This window comes from Cyanobium sp. BA20m-p-22 (assembly GCF_024346275.1).
Lineage (GTDB): Bacteria > Cyanobacteriota > Cyanobacteriia > PCC-6307 > Cyanobiaceae > Cyanobium_A.
In genome coordinates this window covers 1-5,541 of the sequence record NZ_JAGQCQ010000257.1, presented here as the reverse complement: position 1 = coordinate 5,541, position 5,541 = coordinate 1, and the positions used below count along the sequence as shown (strand labels likewise).

The window sequence follows — 5,541 nt, the reverse complement described above, 5'->3', positions numbered from 1 at the left end:
GGGTGATTGCTAGTAACTGCACTGCAGTCCTATGATCAAAACAAGCCAGCGATGGCCACACCACACCGCCGCCATGCCCCACAAGGTCGTTTACGTAATTCGACATCTCGACACCGGACTTCACAAGATCGGCATTACCAATAACTGGACCCGCAGGAAGCGTGAGCTGGAAGTCGGCAGGAAGACTTCACCGGTTCATGTTGTGCGGGTCAATGACGCTCGCCAAATTGAATCCTTCCTTCACCGTCGCTTCCATGCCAATCGGATGCCCCAGTCCGAATGGTTCAATCTCTCGGCTGAACAACTGGAGTTTGCTCGGACAACACTCCTGAAGGCCAGCAGCGATCACCAGGGGCACACCGCCAAGACCGAGACGACAACCCTTAAGCCACTCGCTCCTCCAGCACCAATCGTTCGAGCTGGATCTTCAACACTTGGGCAGCCAGCACCGACAACGGCGCCAGTCGCGGGGAAATGGTGGTCATCGTGGGTGGTGGCCTTGCTCAGCTTCCTGCTTCCCTGCGGGCTCATGATTGCAATGGTCCAGCAGCAAAAAGATTTGGCAGCTGCCCAGGCAGCTATCTCAGCCGCCGAGCTGGAGAAAGGGGCCGCAGAGCAGGCGCAAGCTGAACAGGCTCGCCTTGCCGCCGATGAGGAAAAAGCGAAACAGGCTGCGCTGCAGTCGCCGGAAGCTATTAGAACTGCCGCACTAAATCGCTACAGCTGGTTCTTAAATAAGCTCGCAGCCTATGACTGCAGGTTTTATGTCTGGTCAGCTCGACCCGGTGATCCAACCGTGCATCTCAGCGGCTTTTCAGCGCTGCCTGATGCCGGCCCCGGGGACAACGCCGAATGCTCGCCACCCGTCAGTAAGACAAACAATGTGATCATCCCAATTAGCCCCGAAGAAATCGTTATCCGCGACAAGCTGTTGCTCGAACGTGGCCAATTACCGCCTGAAAAAGATCGTTTCCCGCAATGGGCATACCGCTTGGATTGGCCATCTTCATAATTGCAACGCAGGTCGGCTCCACCGGTAACGGCGAGCGCCAGCTTGGCCTTGGTCGTGGTGGCCAGGCCTCAGCCTCCTGGAGGTGAACGGCTGGTATCGGAGGCCTGCTTTCAATTCTCCTGCAGACAGGTAACCGCACCCGCAGGATCTATCGCGTAGCCGAAGATAACCATCCCCTAGCAGGCCGCGGCCAACTTCTCCACTACCAGCCGGATTCCTGCATTGCTCAGCGGCAACCTCACACACCACGACTGCACCCTGCCCTCCTGAAAATGCCACCTGTCAGGACCTGTCCATTGCGGTGATTGCTGGTCCCAATACAGAGCAACCTCCCACCCTCCTGGCAACCCCAGCACCATCAGCTGTCTCATCTGTATTCCGGCCATCAGTCAGTCCTGCAATGTCAGACAGAATCCTGCAATGCTGTGTTAGTTCCTGTCAATCTTTGCACAGGTGGGATGATCTCTGACAGGGGTAATTGGGGGGAAGTAATTGCCGTTTTTGGGGTCGTATCTTGTGGTGGGTTGTGTCTATTAGCGCAGCGGCGATTCCCCCGTGCTGGGGTATGCGAATCCCTGTGGCGCCAGCAGGGCAATAGGGCATGCACCGATCTTTTCCTGGGGCTGGCGGGGCAGGGAGGGGTCGGTCTGCTGCTGGTGCTGGCGGGGGAATCGAGGGGAGGCCTGGCCGGCTAGCTAGGCGCTGGGGGCCCCCCCCCCTGTTTGAGGTGCCCACCTGTGCACAGCAGGGGGCAGCAGGGGTGGGGACCGCCGGTCCAATGATTTCAGTTGCAAGAAACCCCGAACAATGTCCGGAGTTTCTCTGGCGCAACCGTTCAGCAGGAGTCAAGCGCCAGTGCAGCAGGGGGCTGACTGGCCCTGTCCCTCGACCACGGGCTGAGAGGGGCCTTCCTGCCCCTACAGCAGGGCAGCAGGGCAATGGCCGTGCGATGGGGGCTGGCGGGCCTGCAGGGGCTCACAGGGGCAGGGAGAGGTCAGCAGGGTGCAGGTGCTCGCCGCGGCCACCAGGGGCCTGCTGCTGGGGCTCACAGGGCAGCAGGGCTGGCACTGGGCTAGCGGCCCTTCGCCCTGCCTGCAGCCAGCCAGCTGGAGAGCGCCCTGATCACCCGCAATGGAGAAAGCAACCAGGGCGACTCGGGGCGCGGCGGTGGCTGAGCCCGCCGCCTCTCAGCCAGCAGGCGCTGCAGCTCTGGGTCTGTGCTGCTGCCGCTTTCCGACACCGTGGCCCGTCGACCATCGAGGTGCTCGTACTCGTACCAAGCAATCGGGTTCCCGGCGTCGTCCTGGCCATCGCACAGGGCGCTCGTGTACCAGCCGGCCAGGCCCTCAGCCTCAGCCATGCGCTGGCGCCGTTGATCGAGCTGCTCTGGGGTGGGCTGGGGCACCCAGTCAGTGTCGCCCAGGGTGAAGGTGGCCGGCCCTGTTCGGAACCGACCGGCTGTGGCCATGCCCACAACCCCGTTCCATAACTGCCTGGGGCTGTTCCACAACCCTGTCCGTTTCCTGCCGTTCCATCACAGGGGGTGTTGTGGTATGAAGGGGGTGAGCCCGCGCAGTTGACGCTGCCGGACTCGTGACCGTTCCACTGGAGATGGACGATGACGAAGATTCTGAAGGGGGCCGCCGTGGCCCAGCCCATTGCTGCCCCTGCTGGCCGCCGTTGGGGCTATGGCCGGGTCAGCACCGAACAGCAGACCGAAGCGCAACAGCGGGCCCAGCTAGAGGCTGCCGGCTGCGATGAGGTCATCACCGAGCAGATCAGCTCAGGCAAGGCCGACCGCCCAGGGCTGGCCCAGGTGCTCGGTTCCCTGCAGCGCGGTGATCAGTTGGTGATCGCCAAGCTCGACAGGCTGGCTAGGTCGCTGGTTGAGCTGCTGGCCATCGCTGCCGATCTGGAGGCCCGTGGCATTGATCTGGTGGTGCTCGACCAGGCCATCGACACCAGCACACCGGCCGGCCGGCTGATGTTCCAGGTGCTCGGGGCTGTCAGCCAATTCGAGCGTGAGCTGGCCATCGAGAGGACCAGGGCCAGCGTTGCCCACCGCAGGGCCACAGGGGGCGATCTGGGGGGCCGCAGGAAGTCTTACAGCGATCAGCAGTTGGCACTGGGTCACCGCCTCCGGGGCGAGGGCCAGTCGATCAGCCAGATCGGTTTGGCCCTGGGGCTCAGCAGGGGCACCACCCACCGGCTGCTGCAGGAGAGCGCCAGCTCGACTCCGCAGGAGGCCAGCTGATCGCCGCGGCCATGGCCCACCTCGCCCAACTGGGCGAACTTGCCCTGTCCCTTAGCCATGCCCACTACCTGCCCGCTGCTGCCCTTCCTGGGGCCTGTGGCGGGCTTTGCAGTGAATGGCCAACCATGCGGCCGACGCCGAGCAGGGGGCTTCCTGGGGTTCATGGGGCAGTCGAGGGGCCAGGAGAGCACAGCTCGACGCTCAGGCGGCCGCGGCCTGCTGCTGTTGGCGCCTCAGGTCCTCGGCCTCACGGCGCTGGCGCTCGGCTTCCTGTTGTTCAGGGGTGTGGGTCAACTGCAACCGGGGCAAGCTGCGGACCTGTTCGAGCAGGCCGGCCACCTCGGGTCTGGCGCGGTGGCGGTCCGCCCTGATCTTGGCCTTGGGCTTGGCGGCCTTGGGCTTGGGCTTCGGCTTGGTTTTGGCAGGGGCCTTGGCAGCGGCTTTGGCTTCCCGTTCCCTGGCCAGCTCACGCAGGCGCCTTGGCCGGGTGCCGGTCACAGTGTCGTCAGGCCTGACACCGCCGGCCAGTAGCTGTTGCCACTGGGCCCACCGCATCCGCTCGGCCTGCTGGGTCGTGCGGCCATCGCTCACCACCAGCGGGTGCAACACCCAGAACCACCAGGCAGGGCGGTCGGCGTCTCTACCCACAGCCAGCAGTTCGGCGGCCTGCAGCCGGTCGGTAGCGGCCATCACCGCTGCTTCAGCCATCCCGGTGGCCGCTGCCAGGTCCGGCCATTCAGCCCAACACCGGCCGCCCTTCCACTCGAAGGCCCCCAGGATCGCCAGCACTACGGCCACATCACCGGCCTCTATCTGCCCATGGCGCAGGGCCACCAACAGCGGGCCACCGTCTGGCAGCAACGGAACCAATGCGAACGGGGACCTGCCGTTTTTCGTGGGTCGGTGGGCGCTGGGCGAAGGCTTCTGTCGAATCTCACCAGGCGCTCGCATCCCCTCAGCCCCTGCTGTAACTGGGGTTATCCAACTGGGGTTATCCATTTGGAAAAGGCTGGCGCACCTATTCCCGGCCACAGACGATGCCGCTGGTTTGATCCTGCGGCGACTCTTCACCCGTGGCCAGCTGTTGCAGCCATTCTGCCGGCGGGTGCTGGCGGATCCAGTCAGGCACCGGCGGGGGCAGCGGGCCACCGTTAAACGAAACACCGCGGCCAGGGTGCTGGCGGTGCTGGCGGACGGATGCAGGCGCTGCCGCCCACCTGTTCCAGGGTCATAGATCTGGATGCTTACCCGAAAAGGAAGCTGGCCCCTGTTGGTGGGCGACTTCTCGCCGGCTAGCGGGCCGGGCTCTCCTGCGGGGTCGAGCTGGTGTCCTCCTGCCAGTGGCCCTGGAGAGCACGTACTGCGGCCACCCCTGCGGCGCCCAGGGAAACGATGGTGGCGGCACCAGCCCTTCGGGTATGCAGCAACCCTGGCAATGCCGGCCGAACAACCCGGCCCGGGAGGCCAGGGGCGGTAGGGCGGATGAACCTGCCGGTGGATCCAGATCGGACAGCCCAGGCCGTGGTGGGGATGGGGATGCCAGTACGGCGGGATAAGTCGCTGATGCTGCCCTCGCCGGTGGTGGCCAAAGAGATCAGGATCTGTGGCAGTGCCCAGCTGCCGGCCGCGGCCAAGGCTGTGAGGGCTGCTGCTGTTGCTCTCAGCTGGTCAGCCTCCAGGCCCGTGGCGATGGGGCCATGGGCTGCAGGGGCTGTGAGATTCGAGCTGCTGGTCATGCGGCTTCACCGTGCTGGGCCAGCAGCTCAACGATCTCTGGTTGGGCCAGGAACGTTTTGATGGTTGCCCCGTTGGCACCCCGGGGGAGTTCGCCCTGGGGAATCCGGTTAATCAACGCTGCAGGCACAGCTGTGGGGTCGGCCAGCTGGAGGGTGATGACGCTCTGTTGCCAGGGCTGGAGGGCTGTGATGTCCATTTCGGCGGTGGCGATGGGGTCTGGAGGGGTGTTTTGAGGGGTTTCCGGGGTCAACCCTTCAACCCTCCCGAACTGCTCAGCTCCGAGATCGCTTGCGCTGGAAGGGATCTGAGAGGCTTGAATAGTTTGAGCAGATTCAGGGCAAACCGGCTCTATAGAGAGAGAGACAGGGGGTAGGCCAATACCTGAAGGCTCTATACAACTTTTCTCTCTTAAGGGCACCTCGAAAAATACGATCAGCCCTTGCGTTGAGGCGGCAATAGCTTATAATTTGGATAGTTAATTGCATCCCTAGTATGGGCCAAAGAGGCTTCTGGGACGAGCAGCAGAGGGTTGACAAGC

At 63.7% G+C, this 5,541-nt stretch carries 6 protein-coding genes; 2 read left to right on the top strand and 4 right to left on the bottom strand.

Annotated features, from left to right (window positions below; all coding sequences use genetic code 11):
- Window positions 1–31: 31 nt before the first annotated feature.
- Window positions 32–1,012, top strand: a complete 981-nt coding sequence (locus tag KBZ15_RS17425; RefSeq protein ID WP_255016492.1) for a GIY-YIG nuclease family protein — start codon at window positions 32–34, stop codon at window positions 1,010–1,012.
- Window positions 1,013–2,084: 1,072 nt separating this feature from the next.
- On the opposite strand, the gene KBZ15_RS17420 is transcribed toward KBZ15_RS17425, so the two are convergent.
- The gene (locus tag KBZ15_RS17420) at window positions 2,085–2,480 is read right to left on the bottom strand and encodes a hypothetical protein (protein ID WP_255016491.1); all 396 of its coding nucleotides are present in this window, start codon (window positions 2,478–2,480) and stop codon (window positions 2,085–2,087) included.
- Window positions 2,481–2,630: 150 nt separating this feature from the next.
- Between KBZ15_RS17420 and KBZ15_RS17415 the strand changes: the two genes are divergently transcribed.
- Complete coding sequence (locus KBZ15_RS17415; RefSeq protein ID WP_255016490.1) at window positions 2,631–3,266, top strand: recombinase family protein; 636 nt, start codon at window positions 2,631–2,633, stop codon at window positions 3,264–3,266.
- 201 nt (window positions 3,267–3,467) lie between these two features.
- Here the strand turns inward: KBZ15_RS17415 and KBZ15_RS17410 are convergent, their stop codons facing one another.
- The 3 genes from KBZ15_RS17410 to KBZ15_RS17400 form a co-directional block, all read right to left on the bottom strand.
- Window positions 3,468–4,136 carry a hypothetical protein gene (locus KBZ15_RS17410; protein ID WP_255016489.1) on the bottom strand — a complete coding sequence of 223 codons (669 nt, stop codon included), beginning with the start codon at window positions 4,134–4,136 and terminating at the stop codon, window positions 3,468–3,470.
- Window positions 4,137–4,558: 422 nt separating this feature from the next.
- The gene (locus tag KBZ15_RS17405; protein WP_255016488.1) at window positions 4,559–5,002 is read right to left on the bottom strand and encodes a hypothetical protein; all 444 of its coding nucleotides are present in this window, start codon (window positions 5,000–5,002) and stop codon (window positions 4,559–4,561) included.
- Window positions 4,999–5,253, bottom strand: coding sequence for a hypothetical protein (locus tag KBZ15_RS17400; protein ID WP_255016486.1), 255 nt, complete (start codon window positions 5,251–5,253; stop codon window positions 4,999–5,001). The genes KBZ15_RS17405 and KBZ15_RS17400 overlap by 4 nt, the downstream gene beginning before the upstream one ends.
- Window positions 5,254–5,541 lie beyond the last annotated feature (288 nt).

Bases quoted from the DNA above. Each gene is read 5' to 3' on its own strand.
- KBZ15_RS17425 (WP_255016492.1), top strand. From the start codon at position 32: ATGATCAAAACAAGCCAGCGATGGCCACACCACACCGCCGCCATGCCC.
- KBZ15_RS17420 (WP_255016491.1), bottom strand. From the start codon at position 2,480: ATGGCCACAGCCGGTCGGTTCCGAACAGGGCCGGCCACCTTCACCCTG.
- KBZ15_RS17415 (WP_255016490.1), top strand. From the start codon at position 2,631: ATGACGAAGATTCTGAAGGGGGCCGCCGTGGCCCAGCCCATTGCTGCC.
- KBZ15_RS17405 (WP_255016488.1), bottom strand. From the start codon at position 5,002: ATGACCAGCAGCTCGAATCTCACAGCCCCTGCAGCCCATGGCCCCATC.